Here is a 15,276-nt window from a genome sequence, read left to right as displayed (position 1 = left end):
CTCAGCCGCCGCGGGCCCACAACGCCAGGCGGACCCGGTTGGGGCTGCCGGTCTTGGCCATCAGGCTGGTGATGTGGGTCTTCACCGTGGTCACGCCGATGTGCAGCCGGTCGCCGATCTCGGTGTTGGACAGCCCCTCGGCGACCAGGTCCAGCACGTCCCGCTCGCGGGCGGTCAGGTCGGCGGCCCGCCGGGGCGCGCCGGCCCGGGCGTGCACCGCCCGCTGGACCAGCCGGCGCAGCACCTCCGGGCTGAACGGACTGTCCCCGGTGGCGGCCCGGCGGACGCCGTCGAGCAGGTCGGCCGGGGGCGCGTCCTTGAGCAGGAACCCACAGGCGCCCGCGGTCAGGGCCGGATAGAGGTGGTCGTCGTCGCCGAACGTGGTGAGCACCATGATCCGGGTGGCCGGCCGGTCGGCGAGGATCCGGCTGGTCGCGGTGATCCCGTCCACCCCGGGCATCCGCAGGTCCATCACCACCACGTCCGGCCGCAGCCGGGCGGCGAGGGCGACCGCGTCGCGGCCGTTGTCGGCCTCGCCGACGACCTCCAGGTCGGGTTGGGCGTCGCAGAGCATCCGCAGCCCGGCCCGGATGAGGTGCTGGTCGTCGACAAGCAGCACGCGGATCATGTCGGCTCCGGCGGGGCCGGTCGGGACCGGCCCGCCGGCGTGCCCGCGGACTCGTCCGGCGACGCCGGCGGCAGCACCGTCCGCACCCGCCAGCCGTCGCCGGTCGGCCCGGCCTCCAGCCGGCCGCCGAGCACCTCGACCCGCTCCCGCATCCCGACGATGCCGTGCCCGCCGCCGGCGGGCACCACGGCCGGCGCCGCGCCCCGCCCGTCGTCGGCGACCGCCCAGTGCACCGCGCCGTCCACCACGGACACGGTCAGCCGGGCCCGGGCCGCCGCGCCCGCGTGTTTCGCCACGTTCGTCAACGCCTCCTGGGTCAGCCGCAGCACCGCCTGGCCGCGTACCGCGTCGAGCGTGCCGACCGCCGGGTCCACGTCGGCCTCCACGGTGATCCCGGCCTGCCGGGCCCGGTCCACGGTCGCGCCGAGCGCCGCCGGCAGCGCCGACGGCTCGATCGCGGTCAGCGCGGCGTCGCCGCGTACGCCGTCCGGCTGGCGGAGCACCGCGACCAGCCGGCGCAGGTCGGTGAGCGCCGCCGTGCCGGTGCCGTGCACGTCGTCGAAGACCGCGCCGACCCGGGGATCGAGGTCGGGCAGCACGTGCCGGGCCACCCCGACCCGCAGCACCATCGACGCGACGTGGTGGGCGAGCACGTCGTGCAACTCGCGGGCGATGGCGCTGCGCTCGTCGGCGCGCGCGGCCCGGCTCTCCGACTCGCTCCGCCGCTGCTCCGCCGCCGCCCGTTCCTCGGCCTGCCGAGCCAGCTCGCGGGTGGTCCGGACGACCAGGCCGAGCAGCACCGGCAGGCCGACGGTGACGGCCAGCCCGAACACGCCGGTGAGCACCTCCCGGACCGGGTCGCCGACCAGGTCGCTCACGTCGATCACGGCCAGCAGCCCGGCCGCCAGCCAGAACGTCCGGGGCCGGGCGGCCCGCATGGTCAGTTCCAGCAGCGCCCAGCTCGCGCCGACCTGGTTGATCAGCGAATCGTCGACGAGCGCCAGGGCCACCACCAGCAGGGCGCACTGGAGCAGCAGGTTCAGCAGCGGCCGACGGTGGCACAGCAACGCCACCGCGAACGCGGCGACCGCGAGCGCCCACTGCGTCGCCGTCGGCCCGGGCCGGCCGTGCGCGCCGACGACCAGGTAGCCGACGCCGCTGAGATCCAGCAGCAGCATCCGCGCGAGCGTGTCGCGCGCGTCGAACAGCCGCCCCACCCAGCTCACCGCGCCAGCCTAGGCAACCGGCGCGGCCGGGGCCACCGCGCCGGTCCCGCCGTCCGCCGTCCGCCGCCACCGGGCCCGGAGCGCGAGGTGGACGGCCAGGCCGAGCGGGCCCAGCAGGATGGTGAGCAGCAGCACCGGCGCGGTGAGCAGGGCCGGGATGCCCCGTTCCCGGGCGTCGGACCAGATCCACCGCCCGACGAACAGGTCGAAGCCGATCATGTGGGCCCACGCCGCCGCCGCGCCGTCGGCCGTGCCGAGCAGGTCCCGCAGGCCGTCGAGCGTGGGCGCGGTCACCACCGGCAGCACCGCGCCGAGCGCCGGCAGCACCAGGAGCGCGTAGACGACCAGGACCGGCGTCACGATCAGCGGCGAGCCGACCACCCGCGCGGTCCACGACCAGCGGGGGGCCAGGATCATCAGCGCCCAGAACGGCGCGGCGAGGGCGAACGTCAGGCCGAACAGCGTCTCGCTCATCCGACCAGCACCACCGGGGTACGCCGGGACCGGCGGGCCAGCACGAGACCGGCGGCTGTCGCGGTGGCGAGCACCAGCGCCGCCGCCACGGTCAGGGTGAGCCCGTCCGGGCGCGACAGCGGCTGCCCGCGCAACGCCTGCCAGGTGAGCAGCAGCGTGAGCGCGGCGTACGCGACGCCGCCGACGAGCACCAGCCGGGCCCGGGTCAGCGCGTCCAGCCGGGCGCCGACGACGCGGTCGAGCAGGATCGCCAGCAGCGGCAGCGCCTGCAACGCGTGCAGCCCGACGAAGTGCCCGACACGCAGGTCGCCACCGGTGGTGCTCCACCCGACCAGCGGCAGCCCCGGACCGCCGTCCGGCACGCCGACGCTGTGCGCGCCGTTGATCCCGGCCGGCGCGTCGACCGGACGTTGCATCACCATCGGGACCGCGACGAGCATGCCGAGCAGCGACACCCCGAGGCCGAGCCGGACCGCGTACCCGCCGGCCCGGTCCGGCGTGGGCCGCCGCAGCAGCGCGACCGCGAGCACGACCTGGGCCAGGAAGAGCACCATGATCGCCGCGCCCATGATGTCGAACAGCGCCGCGTTCAACGTGGTGGTGCCGTTGAAGTGGCTGGTGGTGCCGCGGACCACCTGGACGACGATGGCCACCATCTCCACCACCGCCACGGCCACGATCACGGTGGCCGCCCGTTCGGCGAGCCGGCTGCGCCTCGGCAGCAGCGAGAGCATCCAGGCGAGGGTGACGCCGTAGAGCACGAACGAGAGCGCGAACTTCAACGGCTTGAGCCAGGCGGGCGCGCCGGTGAGCACCCGGGGGTCGGCCACGACGCCGACCGCGGCGACGACGGAGAGCACCGCCATCGCGGACACGAGGAGCATCAGGGGGCGGTGCCATCCGGCCGCCCGGTTCCACATGGTTGTCATGCCTGTAGATGCTCGTGACCGGCCCGGCCGTGCGCGCCCGACCGGGAGCCGCGGTCGCGGCCACCGGTCGGACCGGCGTCTCCTACCCCGGGAGGAGGGGACGCTCCCGACCTGCCGGGACGGCGGTCGGCCGGCGGGTGGGCACCCGCCGGCCGACCGCCGGTGTCACCGTCCGTAGACCTCGAACTCGTAGAGCGAGAAACCGTACGAGGTGGCCCGCTTGACCCCGTACACCCGCACGTAGCGGGCGCTGACCGGGGCGAAGGTGACGTTGTCGACGCCGCCGTTGCCGGTGGTGGTGGCGAACACCGGCGTCCAGGAGCTGCCGTCGCCGGAGACCTCGATCCGGTACGAGGAGCCGTACGCGGACTCCCAGCGCAGCACCGCCCGGCTGACCGTGCGGGCCGCGCCGAGGTCGACCCGCAGCCACTGGTTGTCGTTGTAGCTGCTGGCCCACCGGCTGGACAGGCTGCCGTCGACCGCCTTGCCCGGGGTGTAGCTGGTCAGGAACTGGGTGCTCGACGCGCTGGCCGGGCGGCCCTGGGCCAGGTTGGTGACGTCGTCGCCCCGGCGGGCCGGGAACGAGACGACCTGCTGGTAGGTGGGGCGGTTCTGCCAGGCGATGAGCGGGTGGGTGATGCCGCCGAGGCCGGACTGGGCGATCGAGTCGGCGCACCACTGGTCACCGGCGGAGCAGGACTTGTCGCCCGGGTAGACCGTGCCGGCCGGCGCGGCGGCGGCCTGGCCGAGCGCCCCGAGCAGCGCCGTGCGGCAGGCGCCGAGGTCGCCGTTGCCGCAGTACGCGCGCCCGAGCCCGCCGGCCACCGGGTCGCCGAGCACGGCGCGCACGTCCTTGTCGACGTAGCCCCACCAGCCGTGCTGGAACGACGAGCCCTTGTGCGCCTGGCCCTGGAGCGCCCAACTGACCGCGCCGTCGCGACCGCCGTTCTGCCCGCCCGACGGGGCCTCGTTCACCTCGATGGCGTCGACGAGCGCGGCGTACAGGTCGGGGCCGAGCCCGGGGCGGAACTCCGCCGAGGCCAGCAGCGGCCACCAGGCGTCGAAGATCCGGATGGCGTCGGCGTGCTGGTAGACCTTGGACCCGGGGGACGTCTCCACCCGCCGGGTGCCGGCCTGCTGCCAGGCCCGCAGCTTGCCGACCGCGTCGGCCAGCGCCGGGTCGGTGACCGGCGCGCTGTCCAGCACCCGCAGCAGGTCGGGAAGGACCTGCTGGCCGCGCAGGTCGGTCACCGCCGCGTCCGCCATGATCTTGACGACGTCGGCCCGGCCCAGCTTGCGCTGGGCGATCGCCGCGCGCACCGGCCCGTCGAGCAACTGACCCCGGTGTACGGAGCCGAAGCTGAAGTTGCCGTCGGCCGCCCCGAAGTCGCGCGCCTGCTTGTTGTTCCAACTGACGTAGTAGTCCTGGTTCACCGACTGCGGGTGCGCCGACGCCGGGGCGTAGCTGGCGTCGTTGGTGTCCGGGTTCCAGCCCGCCCACTCGTACGCCGGCTCGGCCTTCGCCGGCAGGTTCGGGTCGGTGACCGACGAGCGGACCGGATTCGCGCCGGAGTTGAAGTACGCCGCCTCGGTCGAGTTGACGTAGAACCAGTTGAAGGCGTACCCGACGCTTGCCGCGGACGCCTGGAACGCCGCCGCGCTGCCCATCGCCGCCGGGTCGTTGAACGCCTGGAAGCCGATCGCCGAGTCGGCCTCGTGCCGGTAGGTGGACCGCAGCTTGGTGAACGCGGTCGGTTGCCCGTTCACCAGCCCCCGGTGGGAGACCAGGCCGTACTTCGTGCGCAGCGCGCGCAGCGTGTACGAGCCGGCCGGGGTGGAGTCGGCGAGCGTCGGCGACCAGGAGTTGCGCTGTTCCAGGGCCTCCATCGCGAGACACTGGCCGTGGTAGAGGTAGCGGTTGCTGCCCAGCGTCGGCGCGCTGCCGTCGGTGGTGCACAGCGGCACCGCGTACGTGTCGGTCAGGTCCTGGGAGGCCGAGGTGGCGCTCCACGCGTAGTCCTGGCCGCGGCCGAGCAGCACGTAGAGGTTGAGCCCGGCGAACGCGGCGCCGCGCGCGCTGATCCCCGGCCCCTGCAACTCCTGGAGCATCAGCAGTTGCGGGGCGAAGTAGCCGGTCTGCGGCCCGAACACGGCCACCGGGTTGCCGGTGGTGGTGTGCCGGCCGGAGACCACCACGGCGTTGGACATGCCGTGCGCGCGCAGGTTGGACAGCCCGCCGAGCAACTCCTTGGTGGCCTTGCTGGCGCCGGTGCGGGAGGCGGCGCCGCCGGTGGCGTCGTAGGCGAGCGGCTCGGCGACCACCGAGCCGGCGTCGGGGAGCACCACGCTCGTCGCGCCGGGCGGTGTCGCCCCGTACGGGAAGCTCTGCCCGTCGTGCAGGGTGAGCACGGTCTCGGGGTCGTTCTGGGAGCGGAACGCCGCCCACACCCGGTCGCCCTCGCTTGCGCCGTACTTGGCCCGGGCGGCCACCCGGACCAGCGCGGACTGGATCTCGCTGCCACCGCCGCCGCCGAACAGCCCGCCGATCACGCCGGCGGTGGCGATCAGGTCGGTCATGGTGAAGTGTTTCGGCTTGCCGGCGCCGGCGAGCACGTACTCGCCGGGGTAGTTGTCGTCGGCGATCGACTTGTCGATGTAGGCGTTGATGCCGGCGATGTAGTCGACGACGTCGGTGTAGAGCTGCTGGCCCCGGGCGCCCCGGGTGCGCAGCGCGTCCACCTGGGCCTGGAGGTCCGCCTCGGTGTAGGGCGAGTTGGCCCAGACGCTCTGCTCCAGCTCCCGGTTGCCGGGGGCGCCGCCGGCGAACGAGCTGACGTTGCCACGCCCGACGTGCCGCAGCAGGTCCATCACCCAGAGGCGGTCCTGCGCCCCGGCGTAGCCGGCGCCGAACATGGTGCCGCCGCGGGTGGTGCCGGTGACGTGCGGGACGCCGGTGGCCTTGTCCCGCACGATGGTGACGTCCGAGCGCGGCGAGACGGTGCTCTCGACCTGCGCGGCGGGGACGCCGAACGAGGAGTCGTTGTAGAACTGGGCGATCTGCTCGTCGGTCAGCCCGGCGTAGTTGTAGACCAGGTTCGCGTACTCGTCGAGCTGGTCGCTGGAGTGCGCCGGGCGGGTGCCGAGCGCCTGGTGGGCCAGGATGGCGACGAGCGTGGCGTTGCCGTTCTGGCCCGGGGGCAGGATGTCGGCGCACTGGCCGAGGCAGTAGTCGTTGGCGGCGAACGTGCCGGCCGCGAGCGCCGGTGACGGCGGGGTGACGGTCAGGACGCTCGCGGTCAGGGCGGCGGCGGTGAGTGCCGCGAGCCGGGCGCGGAGTGGGGGACGGGGCATGGCGATCCTCCGGGGACGCGGAGTCGGGCCTTCGGTGCGCCCGGCTGCCGTGCCGACGTCTCGCCCTCCGCGCCCGGGCGTTCCACCCGGAGGTGAGAATGACTCATATCTATCTCCGGGCAATGATCGGCGGCGGACCGTCGCCCCGGATAGCCGTCGTTCACCACCCGCCAATGCCGACGTTTCGCCCCGGGTGTGCCGTCAGCGCCTGCGGAACGACTGGCGCACCACGCCCCCGACCAGCGCGCACCACGTGGTGGTGCTGACCTTGCCGGTGGGCGGCAGCCCGTGCAGGCGCTGGAGATCCTTCACCGCGCCGCGGGTCGCGTGGTCGAACTCGCCGGTCGGGGTGACCTCGGCGTAGCCCTTGGACGCGAGCATGAACTGCGCGGCGGTCACCGGTACGCCGCTGTCGCGCTGGTCCAGCTCCGGAGCGAGGGTCTCCCACGTCGGCGCCGTCAGGGTGGCGTCGACGTCGACCGGAATGCCGTTGCGGGCCTGCCAGTCCTGCACCGCCGCGACGGTGGCCGCGTCGAAGACGCCGGTGACCGGCACAGCGTAACCGCGGAAGGTCAGCAGGTACTGCGCGACCCGGACCACCGGGCCGCCGACGAAGCGCCAGATGTCCGGCCACCGCCGCGCCGGCACGTCGCCCAGGCGGGTGCCGAGGGTGCGGAACACCTGCCGGCGCAGCGCCGGGAACTCCCGGTAGAACATCGCCCCCGGGCACTGGGTCTCCCGGAAGTCCCAGTGGCCGAAGATGTCGTGCGCGTGCAGCCCGTACTGCCGGCAGATCGCGACGCACAGCCGGGTGAGGCCGTCGAGCAGCTCCTGCGGCGGCGTCTCGGTGACGTAGGTGCCCTCGTTCTCGATGCCGATGGCCCGGCCGTTCTCGCCCGGGCAGTGCGCGGCGATCATCTGCCGGTCGCCGGCCCACAGCCGCTCCAGGCTGCCGTGCCGTCCCTCCAGGACGTGACCGCCCCGGCTCACCGTGAAGTGCTGCCCGGTGTCCGACCAGCCGTTGCCGTCCATGTGCAGGTCCTGGCAGTCGCGGGCGAGCTGCTCGGCGTGCTCCTTCGAGTAGTCGGTGACGTTGGGGAACGCCATGTGGTGCACGATGATCTTGTTGGTCGGGGTGGCGCTCACCGACAGCGGTCCGGACGGCGGGCGGGCGGCCCACCCGTCGCAGTCGATGATCCAGTCGAGGTCCGCGCCCGGGGCGGCCTGCGCGGCGGCCGGCAGCGCGAGCTCGCTCCCCACGACGGCGACCGTGGCGGCGCCGAGGCCGGCCCGCAGCAGCGTACGGCGGTCCAGCTCGGAATGATCGAAGTGCATGGCATCTCCTCGCCGACCCGACCGAGGCCGGGCGATGTAAAGGAACTCCAATGTCGGCACGCGAGCCGAAGGATATTGCCAACACCCCCGCGAGCGCCAGAGGACAAATACCGCACCCGCCGATCCGGCCGTACGCTGGGCCGCGCGGGGGAGGGGGAGTGGACATGAGGGACGGTCGGGCGCGACTGGACCGGCGCAGCGTGCTGGCCGCGGCCGGTGGGCTGGCGGTCGCCGGGGTCGGCGTACCGCTCGGGCTGGTCGCCACCCGCGACCGGCCGCGGCCGACGGCACCCGGACGCCGGCCGATCAGCATGGCCATGCACCTGCACGCCTCGTTCAGCGAGGGCGTCGCCAGCTACGCCGCCCACCTCGACCAGGCCCGGCGCAACGCCGTCGACGTGCTCTGGTGGACCGACCACGACTTCCGGGTCGCCGCCCACGACCACCGCCGCGTCGTGCACTTCGACGGCCCGGAGGAATTGGAGGGCGGCCTGGCCTGGACCTGGCGCTCGACCACCGAGGGGCGGCTCACCGGCTCCGCCGCCGACTTCGTCGCCGCGCCGGACGCGCCCGACGGCCCCGGCCGCGCGCTGCGCCTCACCGCCACCGGCGCCGGCACCCACTGGTACGCGGGCAAGGCCTGGAACTGGACGCACACCGGGAACATCTCCGACACCACGCTGCACCTCGACGTGCGACCCGAGGCGACCGGCCCGCACGCCACGCTCACCGTCGAGATCGCGTTGTCCCACCACCCGGCGGGCCCCGGCCGCCCCGCCGGCCAGCTCGTGCTGCGCTACCGCCTCGGCGCGGCCGACACCGTCCGGCACACCGTCGACGGCCGGCACGGCACCGTCGACCTCCCCGCCCCGGCCGGCGCCTGGCGGCGGCACACGTTCGCGCTGCTCGCCGACGTCCGGCGACTCTGGCCCGACCTGGTGGCCGGCGACAACTCGCTGCGCGGGCTGCGCCTCGGCGTGACCGTGACCGGCGGCGCGCGGGGCGCGTACCTGGTCGACCGGCTGGTCTTCGACCGGGCCCGGCGGGCCGGGCAGGCCGGCGAGGAGATGCGCGCCGAGGTGCTGCGCGGCTACGCCGGGGCGTACCCGGGCGTCACCCACCACCGGGCGTACGAGGTGTCGATGGTGCGGCACCTCAACTGGTTCGGCGGCGACGGCACCCTGCCGCGCTTCCCGTCCCCGCCGTACCGGGACAACGACGTCGACGCCACCGCGCGGATGGTGGAGTTCCTGCACGCCCACGGTGGCGTGGTCTGCTGGAACCACCCGCTGGACGTCGAGCGGCGCGACGCGCTGGCCCGGCTGCTGGTCACCCGGCGCGCGCTCGGCGTCGACCTGATCGAGATCGGACGGACGCCGGTCGAGGATCACCTCTGGGCGTACGACGTGGCGGCCCGCAACGCCATCCCGCTGACCGCGGTGGGGGTGACCGACGACCACGACGGCACCGACTGGCGGGCCGGCCGGGACCGGCACGTCACCTCCGTCTGGGCCGCCTCGACCGACCGCGACGACCTGGTCGCCGCGCTCCGCGCCGGGCAGGCATGGTTCGCCGACCTGGCCCGCTACCGGGGCGTGTTGGACCTGGAACTCGGTGGCCGCAGCGCCATGGGCGGGCAGCCCACCGTCACCGACGACACCGCCACCGTCCGGCTGCGCGCCACCGACCTGCCGGCCGGGGCCACCCTGGAGGTGGTCACCGGCGAGGTCGACCTGGCCGGCGCCGCGGACCCCACCCCGGCGATCCGGACCGGACAGGTGCCGTGGCGGCAGTTGCGCCAGGGCTGGCACGACCTGCCGGTGCGGGTGAACGCCGGCGCATACGTGCGCACCCAGATCCGCGACCGCGACGACTCCATCATCGCCGCGAGCAACCCCCTCTGGCTCCTGCCCCAACCCCCACCCGCCGGCGTCCCCCCGTCCCGCACCTTCTGACCGGGTGACGCTTGCCGGCGTCTGCTACCAGTGACGGGGTGTCCGTTACCGACCATCCGCCGCCCGGCGCCGGGACCGGGCGACGTCCCCGGCCCGGGGCCGCCGTCCGGCGTGCGGAAGCACCCGTTGCGCCGATGGCCGGCCGTCCCGGCGCGACCAGAATGACCGGCGAGGCGGCCACCGACATCCGCCCCCGGGACGCCGTGGAGTTTGTCGCATGAGCGGCTGGCAACTGTCCGGCTACACGCCGGTCCGTCGGCTCGGCGCCGGCGCGTCGGGCAGTGTCGTGCTGGCCACCCACGACGCCACCGGCACCCCGGTCGCGATCAAGTACCTGGTCCGCGACCTCGGCGGGGAGTCGTCGTTCCGGGTGGCCTTCCGCGCCGAGGCCCGGCTGCTCGGCGAGATCGACGACCCGCACGTGAGTCGGCTCTACGAGTACGTCGAGTCCCCGCAGGGCGCGGCCATCGTGATGGAGCTGGTCGACGGCGTCTCGCTGCGGCAGATGCTGCGCGCGCACGGCCCGACCACACCCGAGGCGGCGCTCTGCGTGCTGCGGGGGTCGCTCGCCGGGTTGGCCGCGGCGCACGCCCGCGGGGTGGTGCACCGCGACTACAAGCCGGAGAACGTGCTGGTCACCGGCGGTGGGCTCAGCAAGCTCGCCGACTTCGGCATCGCCATGCCGGTCGGCCGGGGCGCCGACACGACCGTCTCCGGCACGCCCCGCTACATGGCCCCCGAGCAGTGGACGGGCGCCCCGGCCAGCCCCGCCTGCGACATCTACGCCGCCACCGCCACGTTCTTCGAGTGCCTCACCGGGCTGCCCCCGTACCAGGGGCCGGACCTGCTCTCGCTGCGCGAGCAGCACGCCACCGCGCCGATCCCGACCGATCCGGCGCCCGCGCCGGTGCACGAACTGCTCCGGCACGGCATGGCCAAGCGTCCGGACGAGCGGCCGCAACCGGCGGAGGTGTTCCTGGAGCTGCTGGACCGGGTGGCCGGCGCCGGGTACGGCCCCGGGTGGGAGGAGCGCGGGCTGCGCGAGTTGGCCCGGCGGGCCGCCCTGCTGGCCGCGCTGTGGCCGTTCCCGGACCGTGCGGAGGGTGCCACCGCGGTGGCCAGCACGGCGCTCGGCGCCACGCCCGGCCGGGGCGGCCTGCTCCGGCCGGGACGCAAGCGCACCGTGCTGGTGGCCGGGGCCCTGGTCGCCGCCGTGCTGGTCGGCGGCACCGGCTACAGCTACGCCGCCCGCGAGACCCCGGTCGCCGCCGGGTCTCCCGGCGGTCCGTCGCCGACCGGGTTCGACCCGTCCGGGGCCGCACCCGACCCGACGAGCGCCGCGCCCCCGGACGCCACCCCCACCCCGACCCCCACGCCGTCCACCGTGGCCACCCCGCCGACGGAGACGCCGTCTGACGCGCCGGACGGAACCCGGGCGCCGACCCGACCGCCGGCGCCCACCGACGCGCCGACCCCCGTCCCGTCGCGCCGCACCACGCCGCCGCCCCCGCCGGATGTCACCGCGCCGGTGGTCGGCGGCGTCGACGTCGATCCGGGCCAGCTCGAACCGAAGGGCTGCCCGTTCGGGGTCCAGAGCAGCACCGTCAGCGTCCCCGTCACCGACGACCGCAGCGGCCCGGCCGCGCTGACGGTCACGTTCCGCTACACGCTGGAGGGCGGCGTCACCGGCACGGTCCGGATGGCCGCCGCCGGTCGCGGCGTGTTCACCGGCACGCTCGGCCCGCTGGCCGCGCCGAAGCAGACCACCCGCATCCCGATCCAGGTCACCGCCGCCGACGCCGCCGGCAACGCGACCACCTCGGCGAAACCGGTGTACGTGACGCTCTACCCCTACTGCACCCCCGGCTAGGAGTACGACCGTGCCCACAGCCCAGCACCGCAGCCCGACCCGGGGACGGCCGGCATGAACCGGCCGGACGAGCCCACCGAGGCGCTGCCCACCCACGCCCTGCCCGCGTCGTCCGGCCCGGACCACACCGTGCGCCTCGGCCCTCCGGCGGTGCCCGGGCCGCCCGGTGGGGACGCGACGATGCACCTCGCGGGTGACCCGGGCGTCGCGGACCCGACCGTGCACATCGGCCCGCCGGCCGGCGATGTCCACCGGGGAGCGGAGCCGACCGTGCACCTGACCGCACCCGAGCCGTGGACCGGACCGTACCGGCGGACGAGGGCCACGTCGACGTGGCCGTCGGCGGGGACGACCGCCGGGGCGTACCGGGATCCGACGGTGGACGCGCGGGCGGTGAGCGGCGTCCCGGCGCCCGCGCCCGGCGGCGAGTTGCGCTTCGGCCCGGGCGTGCCGGCGACGCCGCCGCCGGCCCCGGCCTGGCCGGTCGCGCCGCCGGTCCCCCCGCCGCGCCCGCTCTGGCGTCGGGTCGTCTCGGTGCTGTCCACCCTGCTCACCGCCGCGCTGCTGGTGGTGGTGGGTCTCTACCTGTGGCAGCGGCTGCGGCCGTTGGAGGTCGAGCAGGTCTCGGTGGCGGTGCCCCGCCCGGCCGGGGTGGCCTGCGACGTGACCGTCGACGTGGTCGCCACGGTCCGCACCAACGGGCACGCCGGAACCATCCGCTACCAGTGGTTCCGCTCCGACGCGCCGCCCGGCGCCCTGCTCAGCGAGCGGGTCGGTGGTGGGCAGCGGACCGCCACGCTCACCCTCAGGTGGACGTTCAGCGGGGTTGGCGCGACCACCGGGACGGCTACCGTCAACATCGTCGAACCGTCGCCGGTGCAGGCCGGCACGCGCGTCAGCTACCGCTGCCCCGGCGGCTGAGCGTTTCCCCGCGCGCCGCCCAGGGTAGGCCCACCCGGAACTACCCCTGACCACGTGCGTGGAGGACCTTAGATGAGAGACAACTTCGGCGACGCGGTGGGCGACGCGTTCCGCTCGGTGATGCTCTTCCTGCCCAAGGCGGTCGCGTTCGTCGCGATCCTGGTCGCCGGCTGGCTGATCGCCAAGGCCGTGCGGAAGCTGGTCGACACGATCCTGGAACGGGTGCACTTCGACCGGGCCGTGGAACGCGGCGGGATCAAGACCGCGCTGGCGCGCTCCACGTACGACGCCAGCGACATCGTCGCCAAGCTCGCCTACTACGCGGTGCTGCTGGTGACGCTCCAACTCGCGTTCGGCATCTGGGGTCCCAACCCGATCTCGGACCTGATCGCCGGCGTGGTCGCCTGGCTGCCCAAGGCGTTCGTCGCGATCATCATCGTGGTGGTGGCCGCCGCCATCGCCCGCGCGGTGAAGGACATCATCTCCAGCGCCCTCGGCGGACTCTCCTACGGGCGGGTGCTGGCCAACCTCGCCTCGGTGTTCATCCTCGGCCTCGGCGTCATCGCCGCGCTCAACCAGATCGGCGTCGCCACCTCGGTGACCACGCCGGTGCTGATCGCGGTGCTGGCCACCGTGGGAGGCATCCTGGTGGTGGGCGTCGGCGGCGGCCTGGTCCGGCCGATGCAGAGCCGCTGGGAGAGCTGGCTGAGCCGGGCCGAGGAGGAGTCCCGGGCCATCGCCACCCACGCCCGCGCCTACCAGGCCGGCCGGCGCGACCTGGAGGCCCGGCTCGCCGCGGACCGCGACGCCGAGCCGACCGAGCCGGTGACCCGGGACGCCGAGGCGGACCGCACCCAGCCGGTGCCGGTGTACGCGGGCTCCGCCGAGCCGACGCAGCAGGTGCCGGCGCAGGCGACGCCGACGCAGGTCGGCGGCGACCCGGCGGCGGCGGCCGGCGAGACCACCCAGGTCATCCCGCCGCTCACCGACTCCGAGCGCGCCGCGCCGGCCGAGCGCGCCCAGCCGACGGCCGAGCCGGCCGCGGAGAGCGAGACGACGATGGTCATCCCGCAGGCGGACGCGGAGAAGTTCCGCCGCTGAGCCGACGGCGCACGAACCACCGGGGCGGGATCCGATCGGGTCCCGCCCCGACGCCGTTCACCCCGCGTACGCGCGCTCGGCCCACCCGGACAGAGCCGGCCGTCAGGGGCGCGGTCCGGTTAGGATCGTCGGCATGACCTGGCGATGGTGACGCCCACCTGAACGACGAGCCCGCGGGCCGCCGCGGACACCGTGCACGCCGACCGGTGTCCGCTCCGACCTGTGGGAAGGCCCCATGCTCGTCGCTCCTGCCCGCGCGCCCGCGACCCGCCGGCTGGCGGTGACCCTCTACGGCTACGCGTTCCTCACCGACCTCGTCCTGCTCTACCCGCTCTACGTGCTGCTGTTCGCCGACACCGGGCTGTCGGTCGGGCAGATCTCCTCGCTGTTCGTCCTCTGGTCGGTCGCCGGCATCCTGCTGGAGGTGCCCTCGGGGGCGTGGGCCGACGCGCTGTCCCGGCGACTGCTGCTCCGCCTCGCGCCGCTGCTCACGGCCGCCGGCTTCGCGCTCTGGGTGCTGCTGCCGTCCTACCCGGCGTTCGCCGTCGGGTTCCTGCTCTGGGGCGCCGGCGGCGCGTTGCGCTCCGGCGCACTGGAGGCGCTGGTCTTCATGGAGCTGGACCACCTCGGCGCGGCCGACAGGTATGCCCGGCTGATCGGCCGCGCCCGCACCGCCGAGGTGCTCGGCGCGGTCGGCTCGGGGGTGCTCGCCGGGCCGGTGTTCGCGCTCGGCGGCTACCTCGCGGTCGGCGCCGCGAGCGTGCTGACCTGCCTGCTCGCCGCCGCCGTCGCGGCCCGCCTTCCGGAACGCCGGCCCAGGGCCACGCCCGCGCCGGCGCCGTCCGGTGGTGGTGCTACGGGGGAGCAGCCGCCCGGCTGGCTGGACCGCGTGCGGGGCGGGCTGGCCGAGGTGCGGGCCGACCGGCGGGTCCGTGCCTCGGTGCTGCTGGTCGCCGCCGTGGCCACGATCTGGGGCGGGCTCGACGAGTACACCGGGCTGCTGGCCCGGGACACCGGGGCCGCCGAGGCCACCGTGCCGCTGCTGCTCCTGCTGCTGTGGGGCGGGATGACCGCGGGCGGACTGCTCGCCCCGCTGGGCGAGCGGCTGTCCGACCGGGGGTACGCCGGTCTGCTGGTCCTCGCGGCGGCGGCGACGGCGGTCGGCGCGCTGCTGCGGCACCCGGCCGGATTCCTGCTGCTGGCGCTCGCGTTCGCCGCGTTCCAACTCGCCACCGTGCTCGCCGACGTGCGGTTGCAGGCCCGGATCACCGGCGACGCGCGGGCCACTGTCACCTCGCTGGCCGGGATGGCCACCGACCTGACCACCGTGGCCTTCTACGGCGGCTACGGGCTGCTCGCCGGCGCGGTCGGCAACCCGATCGCGTTCGCGGTGGCCGTGCTGCCGTACCCGCTGGTGGCGCTCTGGCTGTGCCCCGATCGGGGGGTGGACCGGGCGAAGAAGTAACCAGAGGCAAACACGTGACTA

General features: G+C 75.1%; 10 protein-coding genes and 1 pseudogene. 5 read left to right on the top strand and 6 right to left on the bottom strand.

The features are described from left to right. Nucleotide 1 precedes the first annotated feature (1 nt). The 6 genes from O7619_RS19300 to O7619_RS19275 form a co-directional block, all read right to left on the bottom strand. Nucleotides 2–628 carry a response regulator transcription factor gene (locus O7619_RS19300; protein ID WP_282282442.1) on the bottom strand — a complete coding sequence of 209 codons (627 nt, stop codon included), beginning with the start codon at nt 626–628 and terminating at the stop codon, nt 2–4. Continuing rightward, on the bottom strand, nt 625–1,854 hold the full coding sequence (locus tag O7619_RS19295) for a histidine kinase (protein WP_282282441.1): 1,230 nt from the start codon (nt 1,852–1,854) through the stop codon (nt 625–627). The genes O7619_RS19300 and O7619_RS19295 overlap by 4 nt, the downstream gene beginning before the upstream one ends. A 9-nt stretch (nt 1,855–1,863) precedes the next feature. Next, nucleotides 1,864–2,328 carry an ABA4-like family protein gene (locus O7619_RS19290; RefSeq protein ID WP_282282439.1) on the bottom strand — a complete coding sequence of 155 codons (465 nt, stop codon included), beginning with the start codon at nt 2,326–2,328 and terminating at the stop codon, nt 1,864–1,866. Further along, entirely contained in the window at nt 2,325–3,257 is a 933-nt protein-coding gene (locus O7619_RS19285; protein ID WP_282282437.1) for a hypothetical protein, read from the bottom strand. The genes O7619_RS19290 and O7619_RS19285 overlap by 4 nt, the downstream gene beginning before the upstream one ends. Before the next feature lie 165 nt (nt 3,258–3,422). Then, nucleotides 3,423–6,608, bottom strand: coding sequence for a penicillin acylase family protein (locus O7619_RS19280; RefSeq protein ID WP_282282435.1), 3,186 nt, complete (start codon nt 6,606–6,608; stop codon nt 3,423–3,425). Nucleotides 6,609–6,809: 201 nt separating this feature from the next. Then, nucleotides 6,810–7,943, bottom strand: coding sequence for an N-acetylmuramoyl-L-alanine amidase (locus O7619_RS19275; protein WP_282282433.1), 1,134 nt, complete (start codon nt 7,941–7,943; stop codon nt 6,810–6,812). 164 nt (nt 7,944–8,107) lie between these two features. On the opposite strand from O7619_RS19275, the gene O7619_RS19270 reads away from it, so the two are divergent. The 5 genes and pseudogenes from O7619_RS19270 (at nt 8,108) to O7619_RS19250 (ending at nt 15,255) form a co-directional block, all read left to right on the top strand. Beyond that, nucleotides 8,108–9,898, top strand: coding sequence for a hypothetical protein (locus O7619_RS19270; protein ID WP_282282431.1), 1,791 nt, complete (start codon nt 8,108–8,110; stop codon nt 9,896–9,898). 217 nt (nt 9,899–10,115) lie between these two features. After that, on the top strand, nt 10,116–11,768 hold the full coding sequence (locus tag O7619_RS19265; protein ID WP_282282429.1) for a serine/threonine-protein kinase: 1,653 nt from the start codon (nt 10,116–10,118) through the stop codon (nt 11,766–11,768). 54 nt (nt 11,769–11,822) lie between these two features. Then, on the top strand, nt 11,823–12,689 hold the full coding sequence (locus tag O7619_RS19260) for a hypothetical protein (protein WP_282282427.1): 867 nt from the start codon (nt 11,823–11,825) through the stop codon (nt 12,687–12,689). Between the two features lie 72 nt (nt 12,690–12,761). Continuing rightward, nucleotides 12,762–13,484 (top strand): annotated as a pseudogene (locus O7619_RS19255) (hypothetical protein); the annotation flags it as partial. Nucleotides 13,485–14,025: 541 nt separating this feature from the next. Continuing rightward, on the top strand, nt 14,026–15,255 hold the full coding sequence (locus O7619_RS19250; protein ID WP_282282425.1) for an MFS transporter: 1,230 nt from the start codon (nt 14,026–14,028) through the stop codon (nt 15,253–15,255). Nucleotides 15,256–15,276: the final 21 nt, after the last annotated feature.

Source organism: Micromonospora sp. WMMD998 (assembly GCF_029581235.1).
Taxonomy (GTDB): domain Bacteria; phylum Actinomycetota; class Actinomycetes; order Mycobacteriales; family Micromonosporaceae; genus Micromonospora.
Note: the sequence above shows the minus strand (reverse complement) of the source record. Positions and strands in the feature narration are given on the sequence as shown.